Origin of the sequence: Micrococcus sp. KT16, assembly GCF_003315015.1 — a bacterium.
Lineage (GTDB): Bacteria > Actinomycetota > Actinomycetes > Actinomycetales > Micrococcaceae > Micrococcus > Micrococcus luteus.
Genome location: NZ_QNRG01000002.1, coordinates 187,340 through 204,938 on the forward strand (window position 1 = coordinate 187,340; position 17,599 = coordinate 204,938).

16 protein-coding genes are annotated in these 17,599 nt (G+C 74.0%); 1 reads left to right on the forward strand and 15 read right to left on the reverse strand.

Features of this window, described 5'->3' with window-relative positions; genetic code table 11:
• Positions 1–9 precede the first annotated feature (9 nt).
• The 13 genes from dapF to dapA all read right to left on the reverse strand — a co-directional run bounded on the left by dapF (position 10) and on the right by dapA (position 14,935).
• Positions 10–963 carry a diaminopimelate epimerase gene (gene dapF, locus DE149_RS02975; protein WP_113913929.1) on the reverse strand — a complete coding sequence of 318 codons (954 nt, stop codon included), beginning with the start codon at positions 961–963 and terminating at the stop codon, positions 10–12.
• A 9-nt stretch (positions 964–972) separates the two neighbouring features.
• Positions 973–1,911, reverse strand: coding sequence for a tRNA (adenosine(37)-N6)-dimethylallyltransferase MiaA (gene miaA / locus DE149_RS02980; protein WP_113913954.1), 939 nt, complete (start codon positions 1,909–1,911; stop codon positions 973–975).
• Positions 1,911–3,458: a tRNA (N6-isopentenyl adenosine(37)-C2)-methylthiotransferase MiaB gene (miaB, locus tag DE149_RS02985; protein WP_113913930.1), complete on the reverse strand. Its 1,548-nt coding sequence runs from the start codon at positions 3,456–3,458 to the stop codon at positions 1,911–1,913. The genes miaA and miaB overlap by 1 nt, the downstream gene beginning before the upstream one ends.
• A gap of 39 nt (positions 3,459–3,497) precedes the next feature.
• Positions 3,498–4,505: a regulatory protein RecX gene (locus DE149_RS02990; RefSeq protein WP_102708366.1), complete on the reverse strand. Its 1,008-nt coding sequence runs from the start codon at positions 4,503–4,505 to the stop codon at positions 3,498–3,500.
• Positions 4,502–5,566 carry a recombinase RecA gene (gene recA / locus DE149_RS02995; protein ID WP_070708704.1) on the reverse strand — a complete coding sequence of 355 codons (1,065 nt, stop codon included), beginning with the start codon at positions 5,564–5,566 and terminating at the stop codon, positions 4,502–4,504. Before recA ends, DE149_RS02990 begins: the two co-directional genes overlap by 4 nt.
• A 210-nt stretch (positions 5,567–5,776) precedes the next feature.
• The gene (locus tag DE149_RS03000; protein WP_002856506.1) at positions 5,777–5,995 is read right to left on the reverse strand and encodes a DUF3046 domain-containing protein; all 219 of its coding nucleotides are present in this window, start codon (positions 5,993–5,995) and stop codon (positions 5,777–5,779) included.
• 98 nt (positions 5,996–6,093) lie between these two features.
• Positions 6,094–6,495, reverse strand: a complete 402-nt coding sequence (locus DE149_RS03005; RefSeq protein ID WP_036315027.1) for a helix-turn-helix domain-containing protein — start codon at positions 6,493–6,495, stop codon at positions 6,094–6,096.
• A 108-nt stretch (positions 6,496–6,603) separates the two neighbouring features.
• Positions 6,604–7,887 (reverse strand): hypothetical protein, encoded by a 1,284-nt coding sequence (locus tag DE149_RS03010; RefSeq protein ID WP_102708367.1) that lies wholly within the window; start codon positions 7,885–7,887, stop codon positions 6,604–6,606.
• An 80-nt stretch (positions 7,888–7,967) separates the two neighbouring features.
• Complete coding sequence (locus tag DE149_RS03015; RefSeq protein ID WP_113913931.1) at positions 7,968–8,495, reverse strand: CinA family protein; 528 nt, start codon at positions 8,493–8,495, stop codon at positions 7,968–7,970.
• Positions 8,496–8,499: 4 nt separating this feature from the next.
• Entirely contained in the window at positions 8,500–9,114 is a 615-nt protein-coding gene (locus tag DE149_RS03020) for a CDP-alcohol phosphatidyltransferase family protein (protein ID WP_113913932.1), read from the reverse strand.
• Positions 9,111–12,263, reverse strand: coding sequence for a DNA translocase FtsK (locus tag DE149_RS03025; RefSeq protein WP_113913933.1), 3,153 nt, complete (start codon positions 12,261–12,263; stop codon positions 9,111–9,113). Before DE149_RS03025 ends, DE149_RS03020 begins: the two co-directional genes overlap by 4 nt.
• Positions 12,264–12,317: 54 nt before the next feature.
• The gene (locus DE149_RS03030; RefSeq protein ID WP_113913934.1) at positions 12,318–14,003 is read right to left on the reverse strand and encodes a ribonuclease J; all 1,686 of its coding nucleotides are present in this window, start codon (positions 14,001–14,003) and stop codon (positions 12,318–12,320) included.
• Between the two features lie 14 nt (positions 14,004–14,017).
• Entirely contained in the window at positions 14,018–14,935 is a 918-nt protein-coding gene (gene dapA / locus DE149_RS03035) for a 4-hydroxy-tetrahydrodipicolinate synthase (protein WP_036384223.1), read from the reverse strand.
• 41 nt (positions 14,936–14,976) lie between these two features.
• Between dapA and DE149_RS03040 the strand changes: the two genes are divergently transcribed.
• Positions 14,977–16,248, forward strand: a complete 1,272-nt coding sequence (locus tag DE149_RS03040) for a heparan-alpha-glucosaminide N-acetyltransferase domain-containing protein (protein ID WP_113913935.1) — start codon at positions 14,977–14,979, stop codon at positions 16,246–16,248.
• Positions 16,249–16,265: 17 nt separating this feature from the next.
• Here DE149_RS03040 and DE149_RS03045 read toward each other — a convergent pair whose 3' ends face one another.
• Together DE149_RS03045 and dapB are read right to left on the reverse strand one after the other, a co-directional pair.
• Positions 16,266–16,784: a hypothetical protein gene (locus DE149_RS03045; protein WP_113913936.1), complete on the reverse strand. Its 519-nt coding sequence runs from the start codon at positions 16,782–16,784 to the stop codon at positions 16,266–16,268.
• Positions 16,777–17,568, reverse strand: a complete 792-nt coding sequence (gene dapB / locus DE149_RS03050) for a 4-hydroxy-tetrahydrodipicolinate reductase (protein ID WP_049146350.1) — start codon at positions 17,566–17,568, stop codon at positions 16,777–16,779. Before dapB ends, DE149_RS03045 begins: the two co-directional genes overlap by 8 nt.
• Positions 17,569–17,599 lie beyond the last annotated feature (31 nt).

Here is a 17,599-nt window from a genome sequence, read left to right on the forward strand (position 1 = left end):
CGACAGCGGTCAGGCGGTGAGTTCGCCGTCGAAGACCAGCTCGGCCGGGCCCGAGAGGACCACGTGCTCGGCCCCCTCCGGGCCCGGCACGACATCCACGGCCAGCACGCCGCCGGGCACCTCGACGAGCCACGAGTCGGTGCCCTGGTCGCCCGACCACGCGCGCATCGCCACGGCCACCGCGCACGCGCCCGTCCCGCAGGACTGGGTCTCGCCCACCCCGCGCTCGTGCACGCGCATCCGCACGCGGCCGACGCCCTCGCGCACGAGCGGCTCGTGCGCGGCCACGAACTCGACGTTCGTGCCGAGCGGCGGAGCGGGGTCCACCTCGGGGGCGCGGCCCAGGTCCAGGCCCTGGAGGTCGGCGAAGGAGGCCAGCGGGACCACGGTGTGGGGGTTGCCCAGCGACACGCTCAGCGCCGGACGCGGATCGGTGAGGCCGTGGGCGCGGACCATCGAGTCCGACGCCGCCTCCTCCGCCAGCTCGGGGTCGAGGTAGGACCAGGGGCCCATGTCGATCGCGTAGCCGTGCTCGAGCCGGGTCACGGCCTTCACGCCGGCGCGCGTGCCGATGGTGATCGCCCGGCCGGGGGCCAGGTCCACGAAGCCCTTCTCGACCAGGAAGTGCACGAAGACGCGCACCCCGTTGCCGCACATCTCGGCGATCGAGCCGTCGCCGTTGCGGTAGTCCATGAACCACTCGGCCTCGGGGTGCTCGGCGAGCAGCGCCTCACCCTCCGGCAGGCGTGCCGAGCGCACGGCGCGGATGACGCCGTCGGCGCCGACCCCCCGGTGCCGGTCAGCCAGCCGTGCGACGCGCTGGGCGTCGAGCTGCGTGTTGCCGTCCGGGTCGGCGATCAGCACGAAGTCGTTGCCCGTGCCATGGCCCTTCGTGAACGGCACGCGCGGCGCGCTCGCGTGGAGGGGGTCCTGGGCGGCGGGCGCCGCGGGCTGCTCGGTCATGGGCCCAGTCTAGGTGGCGTCCCCGGCGACGACGGCGAGCGCCTCCGCCACGACGTCCTCGCCCTGCGCGTCGAGCCAGACGACGCGCGGGTCGGCCCGGAACCAGGTCTCCTGGCGTCGGGCGAACCGGCGCGTGGCCACGACGGTCTGCTCGGCCGCCTCCGCCTCGGTGAGCTCGCCGTCGAGGACGGCGAGCATCTGGGCGTAGCCGATCGCGCGGGACGCGGTCGGCCCCTGCCGCAGCCCCTCCGGCCCGGGGACGTCGAGGCGGCGGACCTCGTCCAGCAGGCCCTCGGCCAGCATGCGCTCCACCCGGGCCGCGATCCGCCGGTGCAGCTCGGCCCGGTCCAGGCGCAGGCCGAGCTGCACCACGGGGGCGACCTCCGGGGCGTACCTGCGCTCCGGCATGAACGCGGAGAACGGGCGGCCCGTCAGCCGGCACACCTCCAGCGCGCGCACGATGCGGCGGGCGTCCCGCAGCCGCTCCGCCGAGACCGGGTCCAGGGCGGCCAGCTCGGCCCTCAGCCCGGCCAGGCCCTCCCGCTGCGCGCGCGCCTCCAGCTCGGCCCGCAGCGCCGGGTCCGTGGGCGGGAACTCGAGCACGTCCAGCGCCGCCCGCACGTACAGCCCGGAGCCGCCCACGAGGATCGGGGTCCGACCCCGCGCGCGGATCTGGTCGAACAGGCCGCGGGCCGCGGACTGGAAGGCCGCCACCGAGGCCTCCTGGCCGACGTCGAGCACGTCCAGCAGATGGTGCGGGACGCCCTCGCGTTCCGCCTGGGTGACCTTCGCCGTGCCCACGTCCATCCCCCGGTAGAACTGCAGGGCGTCCCCGTTGACCACCTCGCCGTCCAGCGCGTGCGCCAGGGCGACGGCGAGGGCGGACTTGCCCGTCGCCGTCGCCCCGACCACGGCGACGACGGGCGGGCGGGCCGCGGCGGCGGACATCAGGACCGCGGGCGCAGGGTCGGCATGCCGAGGCTCGTGGCCCCGGAGCCGCCCGCCGTGCCGGGGGCGGGCGCGCCGCACGACTCGGCCTGGGCGCGGTCCCACGCGTCACCGGCGCGGGAGCGGCGCAGGACGTAGTCCTGTGCGGTCGGGTCGGCGACGGCGAAGAAGGGGTGGGCCTCGGTGACCGTCACGGTGACGAAGTCGCCGGGGCGGGGGGTCTCGGCGCCGGCGGGCACGGAGAAGTGCACGAGCCGGTTGTCGGGTGCGCGCCCGGACAGGCGGCCGCGCTCCGCGGCCTTGGAGCCGGAGTCGGCGGTGACGAGCAGCTCCTGGCGGGTGCCGACGAGCGTGGCCATCTCCTCGGCCGAGATCCGGTCCTGCAGTGCCACGAGGCGCTCGAAGCGCTCCTGGACGACGGCCTTGGGCACCTGGTGGTCCATCTTCCCGGCCGGGGTCCCCGGGCGGATGGAGTACTGGAAGGTGAACGCGGAGGAGAAGCGGGAGGCCTCGACCACCCGCATCGTCTCGGCGAAGTCCTCCTCGGTCTCCCCGGGGAAGCCGACGATGATGTCCGTGGTGATGGCGGCGTGCGGGATGCGCTCGCGCACCTTCTCCAGGATCCGCAGGAACTTCGCGGACCGGTAGGAGCGGCGCATGTCCTTGAGCACCTTGTCCGAGCCCGACTGCAGGGGCATGTGCAGCTGCGGCATGACGTTGGGGGTCTCGGCCATCGCGTCGATGACGTCGTCCGTGAACGCGGCCGGGTGGGGGCTGGTGAAGCGGACGCGTTCGAGGCCCTCGATCTCCCCGCACGCGCGCAGCAGCTTGGCGAACGCGCCGCGGTCGCCGAACTCGACGCCGTAGGTGTTCACGTTCTGGCCCAGCAGCGTGACCTCGACGGCGCCGGCGTCGACGAGTGCCTGCACCTCGGCGAGGATCTCCCCGGGGCGGCGGTCCCTCTCCTTGCCGCGCAGCGACGGGACGATGCAGAACGTGCACGTGTTGTTGCAGCCCACGGAGATGGACACCCAGCCGGAGTGGGTGGAGTCGCGCTTGGTGGGCAGGGTGGAGGGGAACACCTCGAGGGACTCGAGGATCTCGATCTCGGCCTCGGCGTTGTGGCGCGAGCGCTCCAGCAGCACGGGCAGGGAGCCGATGTTGTGGGTGCCGAAGACGACGTCCACCCACGGGGCCCTGCGCTGGATGGCGGCCTGGTCCTTCTGGGCGAGGCACCCGCCGACGGCGATCTGCATGCCCGGGTGCGCGTCCTTCACCGCACGCAGGTTGCCGAGGTTGCCGTACAGGCGGTTGTCCGCGTTCTCGCGGACCGCGCACGTGTTGAAGACCACGAGGTCGGCCTGGGCGTCCTCGGCGACCGGGGCGTAGCCGGTGGACTCGAGCAGGCCGGAGATGCGCTCGGAGTCGTGCACGTTCATCTGGCAGCCGAAGGTGCGGACCTCATAGGTCAGGCCCTCGTGCGGGCGCGCGGCGGCGCCGTCCTGCGCGAGCGGGGTGGTGCGGGGGGTGGGGTCCGTCAGAGTCACCGCACCATTCTAGGAACTCCGGGCGCGGCCCGGGTCCGCTCACTCCTCGTGCTCGGCGAGGACCTCCTTCACGACGGCGAACGCGAGGCCGCCGCCGTAGCCCTTGCGTCCCAGCATGCCGACGAGGCGGCGGGTCACCTTGTCCCGCTCGGCCCGGGCCTCCGGCGAGGCACCGCCGGGGACGGTGCGGCCCCGCAGCCGTCGGCGCACGAGGTCGAGGGCGGCGGCCCGTTCGTCCTCGCCGTCGATGGCCTCGAGCGCCTCGGCGGCGATCTCCCGGTCCACGCCCTTCTGCTGGAGCTCGTGCCCGAGGGCACGGCGCGCCAGGCCCTTGCTTCGGTGACGGCTGCGGACCCAGACCTCGGCGAAGGCGGCGTCGTCCACGAGGCGCACCTCCTCGAAGCGGTCGAGGACGCGCTCGATCAGCTCGGGCTCGGCCTGGCGCTCGGCGAGCTTGCGTTCGAGCTGGCCGCGGGAGCGGGGGCCCAGGGCGAGCTGGCGCAGGACGACCTCGCGTGCGGCCTCCTCGCGCTCACGCGGTGCGGTGGGCAGGGGCGCCGGGCCGGGGCGACGTCGGGGGCGGTCGGTCTCGACGGCGGGGCGGGGATCCACGGCCGGGCGTCCCTCGTCGCGAGGACGGCCACGCCGCGGGGGCGTGGTGGCCCGCTTCCGGCCCCGGCGCTCGATGTCCGCCCGGGTGTCCTCGCGCCCGGACCAGGGCAGCGCACGGGGCCCGGCGCCGGGCGCGGGACTGGGCAGGTCGCTCGCGCGAGTCAGCAGGGCCCCGAGATCCGGTGCCGCGCCGGGGGCGGGGTCCGGGACGTCCCCCGCGGGGGTTCCGGCGTCGCGCGCGGGCACGGCGTCCCGCGCGGCGTCCGCGTCGGACGACGTCGGCTCCGGTGCGCCGGCCAGGTCGAGCCACATCCGGCCCACGTCCGAGTCCCGGGCGTCGTCGAACGCGGACGCACCGGAGGCGGAGCCGCTCCGGCCGGTCGTCTCCGACCGGTGGGCGGCCCCGCCTCCGACGTTCCTGCGCGATCGGGTCATCCGGCCGCGGTGTCCCCCGGAACCGCGGTCAGGGCCGGGGCCTCGTCGTCCTCGGCCTCCGGGGCCACGCCGATGCCGAGCTTCGTGAGGATGCGCTCCTCGATCTCGTTGGCGAGGTCCGGGTTGTCCCGGAGGAAGCGACGGGCGTTCTCCTTGCCCTGCCCGAGCTGGTCCCCGTCATAGGTGAACCACGCGCCGGACTTCTTGACGATGCCCTCCTCGACACCCATGTCGATCAGGCCGCCCTCGCGGGAGATGCCGACCCCGTAGAGGATGTCGAACTCGGCCTGCTTGAAGGGCGGGGCCATCTTGTTCTTGACGATCTTCACGCGGGTGCGGTTGCCGACGGGGTTGCCGGCCTCCTTGAGGGTCTCGATGCGGCGGACGTCGATGCGCACGGACGCATAGAACTTGAGCGCCTTGCCGCCCGTGGTGGTCTCCGGGGAGCCGAAGAACACGCCGATCTTCTCGCGCAGCTGGTTGATGAAGATGGCCGTGGTCTTGGTCTGGTGCAGGCGGCCGGTCACCTTGCGCAGCGCCTGGGACATGAGGCGGGCCTGCAGGCCGACGTGGGAGTCGCCCATCTCGCCCTCGATCTCGGCGCGCGGGGTCAGCGCGGCCACGGAGTCGATGACGACGATGTCCAGGGTGCCCGAGGAGACGAGCATGTCCATGATCTCCAGGGCCTGCTCGCCGGTGTCCGGCTGGCTGACCAGCAGGGCGTCCGTGTCCACCCCGAGCTGGCGGGCGTAGACCGGGTCCAGGGCGTGCTCCGCGTCGATGAAGGCCGCGATGCCGCCGTTGCGCTGCGCGTTGGCCACCGCGTGCAGGGCCAGGGTGGTCTTGCCCGAGGACTCCGGGCCGTAGATCTCCACCACGCGGCCGCGCGGCAGGCCGCCGATGCCCAGGGCCACGTCCATGGCCACCGAGCCCGTGGGGATGACCTCGACGGGTGCCTGGGTCTGGTCCCCCAGCCGCATGACGGAACCCTTGCCGAACTGCTTGTCGATCTGGGCGAGAGCGGCCTCGAGGGCCTTCTCGCGATCCGTCACCTTGCTCATCCTTCACCCCTAGCTCTGGTGGTGCTGCCGCGGACGCTGGAGCGCCCGCCTCGGTCATGTCCGTGAATCTACGGGGGGCGGCGGACACGATAAGCGTGGCCGGCCCCGCCTGTGCACGAGATCACCCCGTCGCACTGCTGTGCAGGACTCTACCGCATTCTTCGAACACGTGTTCGAACAGGGGCAGTGCCCCGCCAGCGCGTCGCGGCGTCAGCGTTTCGGCGGCACGTCCCGACCGAGACGCCGCTCCTGGGGGATCTCATGCAGGTCGCAGACCGCCAGCCAGACCCGCCGCGGGTCCACGCCGGCGGCGAGCGCCGCCGTCGCGGTGGTGTCCAGGCCGGGCAGGTGCAGGGAGTCGGCCACGAGGCCGGCCCGGGCGGGGCCGAACTCCTCGTCCATCAGCCGGCGGAACTCGCTCTCGCGCACGGGCGGTCCTCTCTGTGGTCGGTCGCGGGGTCAGGGACGGGGACGCAGACGGCGCGGGCGCCCCGAGACGGGGCGCCCGCGCCGTGGGTGTGGCGGGGTCAGCGGCCGGCCAGCGAGCCCAGGCTGGGGTCCGTGAGGTCGTCCGGCAGGGTGTCCGGGACGACCATGCCCTCCTGCTCCACGAGCCGGTCCGAGACCTCCCGCAGCAGGTAGGACAGCGGGATGTCCAGCGCCTGGCAGATCGAGGCCAGCAGCTCGGAGGAGGCCTCCTTCTGGCCGCGCTCCACCTCCGACAGGTAGCCGAGCGAGACACGGGCGTCGTGCGAGACCTCGCGCAGGGTGCGGCCCTGGAGCTGCCGGACGTCGCGCAGGACGTCGCCGATCTCGTGGCGGAGGAGGGGCATGCTGCGCTCCTTGATGTCGGGGGCGGCCGCGCGGGGACGGGGCTGGTCATCGACCCAGCGCGTGATTCCGTGGGAATGGACGGGATGTCGCATCATGTCTATCGCCTGCTCCTGGACTTTTCCTGAAGGGCGCCGGGCCGCGGGCCTGATCCCGCCGGGGCACTCTTCTTGACTCGTTACATTCAACGTCGGGCGGGGTCGCGTTCATTCCCGAGACATGGTCTCCTCCGCCGTCGGGCCCTCGGCGGCCCCGTCGCCCTCGTGCCGCTCCGAGCGCCGATGTCGTTCCCGCAGGGAGTACGTGGCGTTCCGGATGCGGTCGGAGTCGTCCAGGCTCGAGCCGACGGCCCCGGCCATCGTGCCCATCGACGCCGCGAGCCACACGAGCCGCACGTAGTCGCGCACGCCGCCGGGCTGGTCGAGCTCCTCCTCCAGATACTCCACGGGGATGATCATGAGCGCGACCAGCAGCAGCGTGACGAAGAGCAGCACGTAGACGACGGTGCAGGCCAGACCGACGGTGAGCACGGTGGAGAGGTTGTCCAGCCGCGAGCTGTGCCGGTGGGTCGCACCGTGCGTCCACAGGCCGTTCGTGGTGACCAGCCACGCCACCAGCAGCACCACGGACAGCACGCTGACCGCCGCGAGCCGCACCGGGGACATCACGCTGGAGAGCACCCAGATGGAGCCGAAGAACACGCCGTAGGCACCGGCCGCGCTGGCCGAGGCGATCGTGAACGTCATGTCCCGCGGCATGAGCAGCGGCCGGTTGGCCATCACCATCCCGGCCAGCAGACGCAGCGTGCCCGTCCAGCCCTTCACGTACACCGTGGACGTGCGCCGGGACCCGCCGCCCATCCGGGTGGTCGTGGTCACGTCCGCGTCGACGTCGACCAGGGGGGCGATGCCCCGCAGTGCGGCCGTGTCGGGCTCGGGGGGCTCGTCCGTCGGGGACGGGCCGTCGTCCTCCTCCACCTCGCCGGACTCGTCGGAGGACTGCACGTCCAGCTCCCCGTCCGGCGGGTCCACGTGGGGGGCGGTGTCGATGTGCTCGACGATCCGCAGCACCGTCTCCCGCAGCCGGCGGGCCGGGGTGATGACCCCCAGCGCCGGGACGCACACGACGCCGACCCGCAGCTGCGGCACGACGTCCGCCACCACGCCGCGCCGGTCGTCGAACCGGGGCAGGTCGACGACGGCGACCACCGTGTCCCATCCCTGCCCGTCTGCGAGGGAGCGGACCGGCTCCTCCAGGACCATGCCCCCGGTCGCACCGACCGGCAGCGACTCCTGCCGCGTCTCGACCCGCCAGCCGCCGGGCTGCGGCAGGCGTTCGTCGAGCCGGTCCTCGACGTCCCCGGCGATGCGGCGCACGAGAGCCCACGGGGTGCCCGGGTCGGCCACGAGGCCGATGACGCGGGGGCCCGGGGCGTCGTCGCCGTCCTGCGGTGCATGCTCGGGCGGGGTGGGAGGCGATGCGGTCTCCATCGCGCCGAACCTACGCGGCGGGGCGGGCCGGCACCAGGGACGGGGCGCCGAGGCGGGTCGGTCGGCGCCCCCATGCAGCCTCAGTGGCCGGGGCCGGCGAGCAGGTGCGTCAGGGCCTGCAGCGCCGCGGCGACGGTGGCCTCCCGGATCGCGGCCCGGTCGCCGTCGAGCCGGAGGAGGATCGCGGTGGCCGCGCCGTCGCGCTCGCCGCCGAGCACGTCCAACGCGTTCGCGTCCGCGTCGGGCACGGCCAGGCCGAGCCACACGGTGCCCACCGGCCGGCCCTGGTGGGGCTCGGGCCCGGCGACGCCCGTGGTGGCCACGCCGACGTCGGCGCCCAGGGCCGCCCGGGCGCCGAGGGCCATCCGTCGGGCCACGTCCGCGTCCACCGCCCCGACCCGCGTGAGCAGGTCCTCGGGCACACCCAGCAGGCCGGTCTTCACGGCGTTCTGGTAGGCCACCACGCCACCGTGCAGCACGGCCGACGCCCCGGGGACGTCGGCCAGGCGCGCGGCCACCAGACCGGCGGTGAGGGACTCCCCCGTCGCCACCGTGAGGCCCGCGTCCGCGAGCGCGTGCACCACGCCCCGGGCCGCCGCCGTGGTCATCGCCTCAGGCCCCCCGCTGGGCGGCGAAGGCGTCCCGCCGCAGGACCCACGCGTCCTTGACGTACTCCAGACCGGTCAGCACCGTCAGGACGGTGGCGGCCCCGATGACCACCCAGCCGGCCCACGGCCACCAGCCGCCCACGAGCGGGGCCAGGGGCAGGAGCAGCAGGCCGATGCCCACGGTCTGCAGCACGGTCTTGAGCTTGCCGCCGCGGCCGGCCGGCATCACGCCGTAGCGGATCACCACGAAGCGCATCAGGGTGATGCCCCATTCACGCACCAGGATCACGATGGTCACCCACCACCACAGCTCCCCCAGCAGGGAGAACAGCACGAGGGCCGTGCCCGTGAGCAGCTTGTCCGCGATGGGGTCCGCGATCTTGCCGAAGTCGGTGATCAGCCCGCGGGCGCGGGCGATGTCCCCGTCGAGCTTGTCGGTGTACATGGCCGCCGCGAACAGCGCCAGCGCGACCCAGCGGGCGACGAGCGAGTCGCCGCCCCACGGCCCGCCGGCCCACAGCGCCCAGGCGAAGAAGGGCACCATCAGGATGCGCACCGAGGTCAGGATGTTCGGCAGGTTCCAGGCGGACACGCGCTGCGCCCCGCCCGCCGCGCTCATCTGCCCGTCAGCTGCCACGCGTCCTCCGATCCCTCGTCGTCGTCCTCATCGTTCCAGTCCACGGCGGCCGGGCGCGAGTCCAGGTCCTCCTGCACCAGGTCGCGCGGAGCGGCCGACGCCGAGGCGTCGCCGTCGCCGGAGGCGGCCGAGGGTGGGGTGTCTCCGGAGATGGTGGCGAGCACGTCCGCGAGGTCGTCGGGCTTGACCAGCACGTCGCGGGCCTTGGAGCCCTCGGAGGGGCCCACGACGCCGCGGGACTCCATGAGGTCCATGAGGCGGCCGGCCTTCGCGAAGCCCACCCGCAGCTTGCGCTGCAGCATGGACGTGGAGCCGAACTGCGTGGTGACCACGAGTTCGACGGCCTGCAGGAGCAGGTCCAGATCGTCGCCGATGTCCTCGTCGATGACCTTCTCGGTCTTCTCGGGGATCACGTCCTCGCGGTACTGGACCTGCATCTGCGACTTCACGTGCTCCACGACGGCGTGGATCTCGGACTCGTTGACCCACGCCCCCTGCACGCGCATGGGCTTGGACTTGCCCATCGGCAGGAACAGGGCGTCGCCCTGGCCGAGCAGCTTCTCCGCGCCGGGCTGGTCCAGGACCACGCGCGAGTCCGTGACCGACGACGTCGCGAACGCCATGCGCGAGGGCACGTTGGCCTTGATCAGGCCCGTGACCACGTCCACGGACGGCCGCTGCGTGGCGAGCACGAGGTGGATGCCGGCCGCCCGGGCCAGCTGGGTGATGCGCACGATCGCGTCCTCGACGTCGCGCGGGGCGACCATCATCAGGTCCGCGAGCTCATCCACGATGACCAGCAGGTACGGGTACGGGCGCAGCACGCGCTTGGAGTCCGGCGGCAGCTTCACCTGGCCGGCCCGGACGGCCTTGTTGAAGTCGTCCACGTGCTTGTAGCCGAACGCCGCGAGGTCGTCGTAGCGGGTGTCCATCTCCTTGACGACCCACTGCAGCGCCTCGGCCGCCTTCTTCGGGCTCGTGATGATCGGGGTGACCAGGTGGGGCACGCCCTCGTACGCGGTGAGCTCGACGCGCTTGGGGTCCACCATCACCATGCGCACCTCGTCCGGGGTGGAGCGCATGAGGATCGAGGTGATCATCGAGTTCACGAACGAGGACTTGCCGGCGCCGGTGGCGCCCGCCACGAGCATGTGGGGCATCTTCGCGAGGTTGGCCACCACGTAGCCGCCCTCCACGTCCTTGCCGACGCCCATCACCATCGGGTGGTCGGTGCGCTGGGCGGCCTGCGAGCGCAGGACGTCGCCGAGGGCCACGACCTCCTTGTCCGTGTTGGGGATCTCGATGCCGATCGCGCGCTTGCCCGGGATGGGGCTGAGGATCCGCACGTCCGAGGAGGCCACCGCGTACGCGATGTTCTTCTCCAGCGCCGTCACCTTCTCCACCTTGGTGCCGGGGGCGACCTCGACCTCGTACCGCGTCACCGTCGGCCCGCGGGAGAACCCGGTGACCTGGGCGTCCACCTTGAACTCGGTGAACGTGGTGGTCAGCGCGGCGACGACCCGGTCGTTGGCCTCGGAGCGCTCCTTCGGCTGGGGCCCGGCGGGGAGCAGGGCAGACTGCGGCAGCGTGTAGGACACGTCCCCGCCCAGCTCGGACTGGGTGCCGCGGGCCGGCTCGGCGGTCACCGGCGGCACCGGCGCGGGGGTGCTGGCGGGCACGGCGGAGGACGACGACGACGCGGCGGTCCCGGAGCCCTGACCTGGGGCGTCGTCCAGGGCGAACGGGGTGTCCTCCCCCGCGTCCTCCTCCAGGGATGCGGCGGCCGGGGCGGCGGCCTCACGCTGGGCGCGGGCGTGTTCGCGCACCTGCTCGAGGGCACGGTCCGCGGCCGTGGGCCGGCGCACTCCGGCGGGTGGCTGCGGCTCGGCGTCCGCGTCCTCGGGCGCGTCGTCCTCGTCCACCCACGGGTCGAAGTCGTCCGAGGCGTCCTGGTCCGCGTCCCGCGGGTCACGCGCGTCTGCGGCGGCCTGCTCGGCGTCGAACACGCCCTGCTCCCCGCGAGCGGCTCGCCGGGGGGCGGGCCGGGGCAGGACCTGGGTGGTCTCCGCCTCGGGGGCGGCGTGGGAGCCGGCCTCGGCCTCGTGGATCACCGGGGAGTCGTAGGCGGTGCTGGCGGTGTGCTCCGGGGCGGCGTCGGCGGCCTGCTCCTCGCGTGCCCGGCGCCCGCCGAACAGGCGCGCGAACAGGCCGGGGCGGGAGGCCCCGGCGGCGTGGGCGCCGGCGGCCGGGCCGTCCAGGTAGGACTGGTCGTGGTCCGGGTGGGTGCGCCCGGTCTCCGCATCCACGGAGAGCGGGGTGGCGAGGTCCTCGGCCTCGCGGCGCTCCTCCCGGGCCCGGCGCCGCTCGGCACGGCGGGCGGCCCGCTGCTCGGAGGCACCCTCGGGGTCCTGGCCCGTGAGCCAGTCGTAGCCGCCCGCGATCCGCTGCGGGATCGAGCCGACGGGCGTCGCGGTGAGCACGAGCACCGAGAAGAAGGCCAGCAGGATCATGAGGACCCAGACGGGCACGGGTGTCAGCAGGGAGGCCAGCGGCGCCGTCGCCAGGTAGCCGACCATGCCCCCGGCGCCGAGCATGTCCTCGAAGGCCTCGGCGGCCGAGGGCACGCCGCCCACGAGGTGGGCGATGCCGGAGCCGGCGACCGTGGCCATGAGCAGGCCGATGATGATGCGCCCGTTGGCGCGATGGTCCGTGGCGTGGCGGAAGCAGCGCACGGCCACGACGAGCAGGGCGATCGGCACCAGGAGGGCGAACCACCCGACGGTGCCGCCCACCACCCCGTGCACCACGCGGCCGACGGCGGTGCCGCGCAGGCCCCACCACTCCACGGCCGCGATCAGCGCGGCGAGCAGCAGCAGGAGCAGGCCGGTGCCGTCACGGCGTTCCTCGCGGTCGATGCGCACGTCCGGGCCGAGCTTGCGGAAGCCCGCGCCGACCGGTGTGGCCAACCCCATCCACAGGGTGTGCAGGGCGCGCAGGGGCGCGGCGGGCCGGTCGGCCTCGGGGACGGTCGCGGTCGACCCCTTCCGTCCGGAGCCTCGGCGTCCGGCGGAGCCGGAGCGGGACGTGGCGGAGGAGGACGACGAACGCGTGGGGGAAGTACGGGTCGCCATGCCCACCAAACTACCGCGAACCGCGGACACGGCAGGCATGGCGACCCGGAGGGGTCAGGCCTCCAGGACCACCGGGATGATCATCGGGCGGCGGCGCAGCTTGCGGTTGACCCACGTGCCGACGGTCCGGCGGACCACCTGCTGGAGCTGGTGGGCGGTGTGGTCCTTGCTGGACTGCACGGCCTCCTCGAGCGCCCGGACGATCTTCGGCTTGATCTCCTCGAACACCTTCTCGTCCTCGGCGACGCCGCGGGCGTGGACGTCCGGGCCGGACACGATCGTGCCGGTCTGCCGGTTGACCACGGTGATGATCGAGAGGAAGCCCTCCTCGCCCAGGACACGGCGGTCCTTGAGGTCCGAGTCGGAGATCTCGCCCACGGAGGAGCCGTCCACGTACACGTAGCCGCACTCCACCTCGCCGACGACCTTCACGAGGCCGTCGGTCATGTCCACCACGGTGCCGTTGCCGGCCAGGATGACGTTCTCGGCCGGCACGCCGGTCTTCTCCGCGATCCGGCCGTTGGCGATCAGGTGGCGGGTCTCGCCGTGCACCGGCATCACGAACTCGGGCTCGACGATGTTGTAGCAGTACAGCAGCTCGCCCTCGGAGGCGTGGCCGGAGACGTGCACCTTGGCCATGCCCTTGTGCACCACGGTCGCGCCGAGCTTCATGAGCCCGTTGATCACGCGGAACACGGAGTTCTCGTTGCCCGGGATCAGGGAGGAGGCCAGCACGACGAGGTCGCCCTCCTCCAGCTGCACCTGGTGGTCCCCGTTGGCCATGCGGGACAGGGCCGCCATCGGCTCGCCCTGGGAGCCGGTGACCATGAGCACGATCTCGTCGTCGCGGTACTTGTCCACCTTGCGGATGTCCACGAGGATCCCGTTCGGCACGTTGAGGTAGCCGAGCTTCGCCGCGATGGTCATGTTGCGGATCATGGAGCGCCCGCCGAAGGCCACCTTGCGACCGTGCTTGTGGGCGGCGTCGAGGACCTGCTGGACGCGGTGCACGTGGGAGGAGAACGAGGCCACCACGATGCGGCGCTTCGCCGTGGCGAAGTAGCGCTCGAGGGTGGGGCCGATCTCCGCCTCCGTGGTGGTGAACCCCGGGACCTCGGCGTTCGTGGAGTCGGTCATGAACAGGTCCACGCCCTCCTCGCCGAGACGGGCGAAGGCGCGCAGGTCCGTGATGCGGCCGTCGAGCGGCAGCTGGTCCATCTTGAAGTCGCCGGTGTGCAGGATGGTGCCGGCGTCCGTGTGGATGGCGACGGCGAGCGCGTCCGGGATCGAGTGGTTCACGGCCACGAACTCGCACTCGAACGGGCCGAACTCGACGATGTCGTCTTCCTTGACCACGCGGGTGCGCGGCTTGATCCGGTGCTCCTCGAGCTTGGCCTCGATCAGGGCGAGGGTCAGCTTGGAGCCGATCACGGGGATGTCGTCGCGCAGGCGCAGCAGGTACGGCACGGCACCGATGTGGTCCTCGTGGCCGTGGGTCAGGACGATGCCGACGACGTCGTCCACGCGGTCCCGGATGTAGTCGAAGTCCGGCAGGATCAGGTCGACGCCGGGCTGGTGCTCCTCGGGGAAGAGGACGCCGCAGTCGACGATGAGGATCTTGCCGTCGATCTCGAAGGTGACCATGTTGCGGCCGACCTCCTCGAGGCCGCCCAGCTGGACGATGCGGCAGGTGCCCCGCTTGAGCTTGGGCGGGGTGGACAGGCGGGTGCCTGCGGTCATGGAACGGGTCCCTTCTAGAAGGTGATGCCGGCCTCCGCGAGGTCGGCTCGGATGACGGAGAGCTCGTCCGGCGTGGCCTGGACGAGGGGCAGCCGCACGGCTGCGGACGGGATGACGCCCTGGGCGGCGAGGACGGCCTTCGCGGCCACCGCGCCCTGGACGTGGGTCATGATGCCGCGCTGGACGGGGTCCAGCGCGAAGTGGTGATCACGGGCACCGGCCAGGTCGCCGGCGTGGACGGCGTCCACGAGCTGGCGGTACAGCTCGGGGGCCGCGTGCGCGGCCACCGAGACGACCCCGACGGCGCCGAGCGCCATGAGCGGCAGGGTCGCGCCGTCGTCGCCGGAGTAGAGGTCGAGGTCTGTGTGCGCCAGGACGGTGGTGGTGGACTGCAGGTCCCCCTTCGCGTCCTTGAGCGCACGGATGTTGGGGTGCTGCGCGAGCGCGATGATCGTCTCGGGCTCGATCGGCATCACGGAGCGGCCCGGGATGTCGTAGAGCATGATCGGCAGGTCCACGCCGTCGGCCACGGCCTCGAAGTGCGCGCGGATGCCGGCCTGGTTGGGCTTGTTGTAGTACGGGGTGACGAGCAGCAGCCCGTCCACGCCCGTCTCGGCCGCGCGGCGGGACAGCTCGAGGGTGTGCGCCGTGTCGTTGGTGCCGGTGCCGGCCACGACCCTGGCGCGGTCCCCCACGGCCTCGACGACGGTGCGGAACATCGCCACGTTCTCGTCGTCCGTGAGCGTGGAGGTCTCGCCGGTGGTGCCGGTGACCACGAGGCCGTCGGCCCCGCGGTCCACCAGGTGCTCGGCCAGCGCGGCGGCCGCCTCGAGGTCCACGGCGCCCTCGTCCGTCATGGGGGTGACCATGGCGGGCACGACCGTGCCGAAGAGCAGCTCGGAGGGGATGACGGCGGAACGGACGGCACTCATGGGCCCCACCCTACCTGCGAGACTGGGGGCCCGCGCCGTCCGTGGCCCCTCCGCGACGCGCGGCGACTCGAGAGGAGCCCGCCCTGCGTCCCGCCCCGCCCCCCGCCGCCGTCCGCCCGGACCGGCCCGCGCGTCGCCGGCTGCCCGGCGTCGACGCGGCCCGCGGAATCGCCCTGCTCGGCATGATCACCGTCCACGTCCTCGACCCGGCGACGGCGGACGGGGCGCCGCACCCGGCGTTCCTGTCCTTCGCCGGACGCGCCTCGGTGCTGTTCGTCCTGCTGGCCGGCGTCGGGCTGGCCCTGTCCACGGGGGGCGCGACGCCGGCCACGGGGGCCCGGCGCGCGACGCTGCGCCGCCGGATCGCCCGACGCGCGGGCCTGCTGTTCGTGCTCGGGCTCGCGTGCGGGACGCTCGGGGTCCCCGTGGCCGTCATCCTGTGCCACTACGCCCTGCTCTTCCTGCTCGCGCTGCCCCTGCTGGGCCTGCGTGCCCGCACCCTGGGGGTGATCGCGGGGGCGTGGCTCGTGCTCGGGCCGGTGCTGGTGTTCGCGGTGGTCGCGGCCGTGCAGGCCGTCGTGGGGCGCCAGGAGTTCTTCGTGGGCGGGCGGCTCTGGCTCTCCCCCGGCCCCGCGGACCTGCTGCGTCCCGGGCTGCTGCTGGCCGATCTGACGCTCACGGGCTACTACCCCGTCCTGTCCTGGGGCGCGTTCCTCGTGCTGGGGCTGGCCCTGGGGCGGCTGCCGCTGGACCGGCCCCGCGTGGCCGCCGGGATCCTCGGCGGCGGGGCCGCGGCGTGGGCGGCGGCCGGCGTCGTCGGTGCGGCGGTGCTGCGGGCTCGGGGCACGGTCGGGCGGGTCGCCGCGGCGATCGGCACGGACCCGGTCGAGACGGCGCTCACGCTGCGCACGGGCGAGCCGCGGCTCGCGCTGCTGATCCCGGATCCGCTGTGGCTCGCCCTGCCGACCCCGCACTCCGGGTCCGTGGTGGCCGCCGTGTTTGCGGCGGGCTGGGCCTGCGCCGTGCTGGGCGCCTGCCTGCTGGCCCGGCCGCTGGTCGGGCACGCCGCGCTGCGCCCGCTCGTGGGTGCGGGGCGCATCCCGCTCACGCTCTACGTGGGGCACCTCGTGGTGCTCGCGCTCGTGGACGCGACCGGACTCGACCCGGCCGACGGGGCACTGCTCGCCGCCCTCGTCGTGCTGAGCCTCGCGGCCGGGCTGGCCGCCGAGCTCAGCGGCCGACGGGGTCCGCTCGAAGCCGTGATGGCCCGGCTCTCCCGGGCGGGTGGGGAACGGGCCGTCGCAGGGCGTTGAGCGAGGCGTGGGCCGCGTCAGCCGGCGCGGTGCAGGCGGACGGCCTCCCGGGCCGCCTCGCGGGCGCGGCGGCGGTCGCCCGAGGCGTCGTAGGCCAGGGCGAGGCGGTAGCGGGCGCGCCAGTCGCGCGGTGCGGCCTCGGCCTCCACGCGGTACAGGTCGAACTGGGCGTCGGCGGCCTCCCGGTCGATCCGGCCGCCGGGCGAGCGCGGCAGGTCGTCCTCCGGCAGCCCGCCCTCGGCCTCGAGCTGGTCGGCCAGGCGTTCGGTCTGGCGCCCGAACCACACCTCGCGGGCCAGGACGGCCACGGTCACCAGCACCACGAGGATGACGCCCGCGCCGATCGCCTTGGCCAGCGGCTGCGGGGCGCGCACCAGCGCGACGGACGCGTTGAGGGCGAACCCGGCGAACAGCAGCACGAGCAGGGACACGAAGCCGACCCACACCTTGCTCATCACGGTCGAGCGGCGGGCACGGGCGGCGTGCTCGGTCGGGCCCACGGCGCCGTCGTCGGGGATGCGGGAGGGCTCAGCCAAGGTCCAGGTATCCATCCAGTCCGTAGGTCAGACCCGGGCGGGAGGCCACGGTCCGCAGGCCGAGGACGACGCCGGGCATGTAGGCGCCGCGGTCGAATGCGTCGTGCCGGACCACGAGCTGCTCACCCGGCCCGCCCAGCAGCACCTCCTGGTGCGCCTCCAGGCCACGCAGGCGCACCGCGTGCACGTGCACGCCGTGGACGACGGCACCGCGCGCGCCGTCCGGGTCGTGCTCGGTGGCGTCCGGGGAGACGGGCACGCCGGCCGCCTCCCGGGCCGCGCCGATGAGCTCGGCGGTCCGCACGGCCGTGCCCGACGGGGCGTCCACCTTGTCCGGGTGGTGCAGCTCGACGAGCTCGACGGACTCGAAGTACCGCGCCGCCTGCGCGGCGAACGCCGAGGCCAGCACCGAGCCGACCGAGAAGTTCGGGGCGATCAGCACGCCCACCCCCGGGTGCTCCGCCAGCTGCGCCTCGAGGCGCGCGCGGCGCTCGGGCACCCAGCCCGACGTGCCCACGACCGTGTGCAGCCCGTGCTCCACGGCGAAGGCCACGTTCTCGGGCGAGGCGTCCGGCACCGTGAGGTCCAGGACGTGCGTGGCGCCGGCGTCGAGCACCGCGTCCAGGCGGTCCTGCGAGCCGAGCTCGGCCACGAGCTCCAGCCCCTCGGCCGCTCGCACCGCGGGCACCGCGTGGCGGCCCATGCGGCCACGGGCGCCCAGGATCGCGACGCGCGGGACGTCGTCGGGAGCGGACACGGCGGAGGGGGTGCGGGTCTCGGTCATGGCCTCCAGCCTACGCGGCCCGCCCCGGCGG

Bases quoted from the DNA above. Each gene is read 5' to 3' on its own strand.
- dapF (WP_113913929.1), bottom strand. From the start codon at position 963: ATGACCGAGCAGCCCGCGGCGCCCGCCGCCCAGGACCCCCTCCACGCG.
- miaA (WP_113913954.1), bottom strand. From the start codon at position 1,911: ATGTCCGCCGCCGCGGCCCGCCCGCCCGTCGTCGCCGTGGTCGGGGCG.
- DE149_RS02990 (WP_102708366.1), bottom strand. From the start codon at position 4,505: ATGACCCGATCGCGCAGGAACGTCGGAGGCGGGGCCGCCCACCGGTCG.
- recA (WP_070708704.1), bottom strand. From the start codon at position 5,566: ATGAGCAAGGTGACGGATCGCGAGAAGGCCCTCGAGGCCGCTCTCGCC.
- DE149_RS03005 (WP_036315027.1), bottom strand. From the start codon at position 6,495: ATGATGCGACATCCCGTCCATTCCCACGGAATCACGCGCTGGGTCGAT.
- DE149_RS03010 (WP_102708367.1), bottom strand. From the start codon at position 7,887: ATGGAGACCGCATCGCCTCCCACCCCGCCCGAGCATGCACCGCAGGAC.
- DE149_RS03015 (WP_113913931.1), bottom strand. From the start codon at position 8,495: ATGACCACGGCGGCGGCCCGGGGCGTGGTGCACGCGCTCGCGGACGCG.
- DE149_RS03020 (WP_113913932.1), bottom strand. From the start codon at position 9,114: ATGAGCGCGGCGGGCGGGGCGCAGCGCGTGTCCGCCTGGAACCTGCCG.
- DE149_RS03025 (WP_113913933.1), bottom strand. From the start codon at position 12,263: ATGGCGACCCGTACTTCCCCCACGCGTTCGTCGTCCTCCTCCGCCACG.
- DE149_RS03030 (WP_113913934.1), bottom strand. From the start codon at position 14,003: ATGACCGCAGGCACCCGCCTGTCCACCCCGCCCAAGCTCAAGCGGGGC.
- dapA (WP_036384223.1), bottom strand. From the start codon at position 14,935: ATGAGTGCCGTCCGTTCCGCCGTCATCCCCTCCGAGCTGCTCTTCGGC.
- dapB (WP_049146350.1), bottom strand. From the start codon at position 17,568: ATGACCGAGACCCGCACCCCCTCCGCCGTGTCCGCTCCCGACGACGTC.